Raw genomic sequence first — 3046 nt, 5'->3', positions numbered from 1 at the left:
CCCCCTCCCGCCCCCCGGGACGCCACCGCAAGCCTTTCACCTGGGGTTCACCGAGCGTCCGTCATATGCCAAGGCATGGCCGAGCCTGTTCGGGGAATATCCCTTTCAGGTCGATGCCCGATCCACGGGTGTCGAGTCTCAGCGGACGGCATGGGGCCGTCCGCCCGGGAGGCCCTTTGCACCAGGACGCACGTGCGGTTCGCACGGACGAAACGGGAGGGCCGGAATTCGGCCCTCGCAGGGGTGCCGATGACCGGTCCGGTCTTCAAGGCCCGACCTCTTACGAGGGGGTACGTCCTTCCGTGGTGACCAGCACTAAGCGCCGCCTGCCCGACAGGCGGACCTACGTCCTCGACACCAGCGTCCTGCTGGCAGACCCCAACGCCATCACCCGCTTCGACGAGCACGAGGTCGTGCTCCCGATCGTGGTGATCACGGAGCTGGAGGCCAAGCGCCACCATCCGGAACTCGGCTACTTCGCCCGCCAGGCCCTGCGCCTGCTGGACGACTACCGGGTCCGCAACGGTCGGCTCGACGCCCCCATCCCGATCGGCGAGCTCGGCGGCAGCCTGCGTGTCGAACTCAACCACTCCGACCCCGGCGTCCTCCCGGCCACGTTTCTGAACGAGAGGGGCAGGCTGGGGGACAACGACTCGCGGATCCTCGCGGTCGCCCGCAACCTCCAGGCCGAGGGCTACGACGTCACGGTCGTCTCGAAGGATCTCCCACTGCGCATCAAGGCCTCCTCCGTGGGGCTGCTCGCCGAGGAGTACCGCGCCGAGCTCGCGATCACCGACGCCGGCTGGACCGGCATGGCCGAGTTCGCCCTCTCCGCGGAGCAGATCGACCTCCTCTACTCCGAGGAGCGGCTCTACGTCCCGGACGCCGCCGAACTTCCCGTGCACACGGGACTGATCCTCCAGTCGGAACGCGGCAAGGCCCTGGGCCGGGTCACCGCCGACGGCAGCGTCCGGCTCGTGCGGGGCGACCGCGAGGCCTTCGGGCTGCACGGCCGCAGCGCCGAGCAGCGCATCGCGCTGGACCTGCTGCTCGACCCCGAGATCGGCATCATCTCCATGGGCGGCCGGGCCGGGACCGGCAAGTCGGCGCTGGCGCTGTGCGCGGGCCTGGAGGCCGTACTGGAGCGCCGGCAGCACCAGAAGGTGATGGTCTTCCGGCCGCTGTACGCGGTGGGCGGGCAGGAGTTGGGCTACCTGCCGGGGGACCAGTCCGAGAAGATGAGCCCCTGGGCGCAGGCGGTCTTCGACACCCTCTCGGCGGTGGCCGGGCGGGAGGTCATCGAGGAGGTCCTGAACCGGGGGATGCTGGAGGTCCTGCCGCTCACCCACATCCGCGGCCGCTCGCTGCACGACGCCTTCGTCATCGTCGACGAGGCCCAGTCCCTGGAGCGCAATGTCCTTCTGACCGTTCTGTCCCGGATCGGGGCGAATTCGCGGGTGGTTCTGACCCACGACGTCGCCCAGCGCGACAACCTCCGGGTCGGCCGGTACGACGGAGTGGTCGCCGTCGTCGAGAAACTGAAGGGGCATCCGCTCTTCGCCCACGTCACGCTGACCCGATCCGAGCGCTCGCCGATCGCGGCGCTGGTGACGGAGATGCTGGAGAACCTGTAGGAGCGAACCGGGTGAAAACCCCATAGCAGGACAGTTGGTTGGCGCTGCCCGGCAAAGGCGAAACAGCCTAGCCGGGCGGCGTCATGCTGCACAGGCCTTTGGCGAAACCCGTGGCGACATGCCAGGTGTGACGTTTCCCACGCAACGCAGAATTGCCTTGCGGTGTCGGGGTCCGGCAGAGTCTGTTTTCCGTCAGGCCCCGCATACGGCACAGTTGTATCTCCCCTGAGATGCGTGCACCACCACAACTCCACAAACGTTCGCCGTATGCCGCCCGAGCATCACGCGGCAGCTCCCGCAAGGGAGTTGCCCACGGGTCCGCGCCTCCAGTGACAGAAGTTCCACGGAGGCCAGCGTCAGGGGCACTCTTGCGCCCGCCGGGTCACTGCGGACGCTGCTGGAAGGACATCGTGTGAGCCGGATCTCGGTCCGGGGGTTCGCAGTGGCGTCGGCCACCGCGGTCACCACCGTGGGCGCAGTCGTGGGCGTCGCCGCAGGCGACCCCTCCGCGAACGACCTCGAGACCACCGCGTCCGGGGCCACCCTCCTGACCGACATCCCGGTCGGCGAGCAGGTCGAGGTCCAGAGCGGCTCCCTGGCGCAGCAGGCCGACACCATCGCGCAGGGCGCCGACACCGAGGCCCGCCGCTCGGCCGAGGAGGCCGCCCGCCTCCAGGCCGCCGAGGACGCCAAGGCCAAGAAGGCCGAGGCCCAGAAGGCAGCGGACGAGAAGCTGAAGCAGGAGCGCGAGGCGAAGGAGGAGATCGCCAGCCGCTCCGCCACGCGCAGCGCCTCCGACTTCGCGCCCCAGAGCTCCTACACGGTCGCGCAGGTCAAGGAGATCGCCCGGCAGATCGTCCCGAGCGGCCAGTTCCAGTGCTTCTCCAACATCATCAACCAGGAGTCCACCTGGAACTACAAGGCCGTGAACTCGTCTTCGGGCGCGTACGGCCTGGTCCAGGCGCTCCCCGGGTCGAAGATGTCCTCGGTCGCCTCCGACTGGCGCACCAACCCGGCCACCCAGATCCAGTGGGGCCTGAACTACATGAACGAACGCTACGGCAGCCCCTGCTCGGCCTGGAGCTTCCACCAGGCCAACGGCTGGTACTAGACCCGGCCCGAGCCGCAGCCGCTCGACTCCGGGAAGCCCCGCACCGTCCGACGGTGCGGGGCTTCCCGCGTGTACGGTCTGTCGGAGTGTGTCCGCAGGCGGGGGGAAGGAACGAGATGGGGAACAGGGCAGGCTGGCTCGGCCGGCTCGCGAACAGACTGAGCCGGATGGAGGCCGGACTGGCCGCCCGCCGCGCCGTGGTCGAGGCCGGGGGAGAGGGCATGAGCGAGGCCGAGGGCCAGGGCGGGGGCCCGGCCCGGCCCGCCGCCGGGCCGCCCACCCCGGCGCCCGGAACCTCCGC

At 69.9% G+C, this 3046-nt stretch carries 2 protein-coding genes and 1 pseudogene; all 3 read left to right on the top strand.

The features are described from left to right. Positions 1 to 302: 302 nt before the first annotated feature. Positions 303 to 1634 carry a PhoH family protein gene (locus HYE82_RS35480; RefSeq protein ID WP_179178345.1) on the top strand — a complete coding sequence of 444 codons (1332 nt, stop codon included), beginning with the start codon at positions 303 to 305 and terminating at the stop codon, positions 1632 to 1634. Between the two features lie 412 nt (positions 1635 to 2046). Next, positions 2047 to 2745: a transglycosylase SLT domain-containing protein gene (locus tag HYE82_RS35475; RefSeq protein WP_179178344.1), complete on the top strand. Its 699-nt coding sequence runs from the start codon at positions 2047 to 2049 to the stop codon at positions 2743 to 2745. Between the two features lie 116 nt (positions 2746 to 2861). Then, a pseudogene (locus HYE82_RS35470) lies at positions 2862 to 3046 on the top strand (AI-2E family transporter); the annotation flags it as partial.

It is taken from the genome of Streptomyces sp. BR123 (assembly GCF_013401435.1).
Classification (GTDB): Bacteria; Actinomycetota; Actinomycetes; order Streptomycetales; family Streptomycetaceae; genus Streptomyces.
The sequence above is the reverse complement of the archived record's forward strand: the minus strand, read 5'-3'. Positions and strand labels throughout refer to the sequence as shown.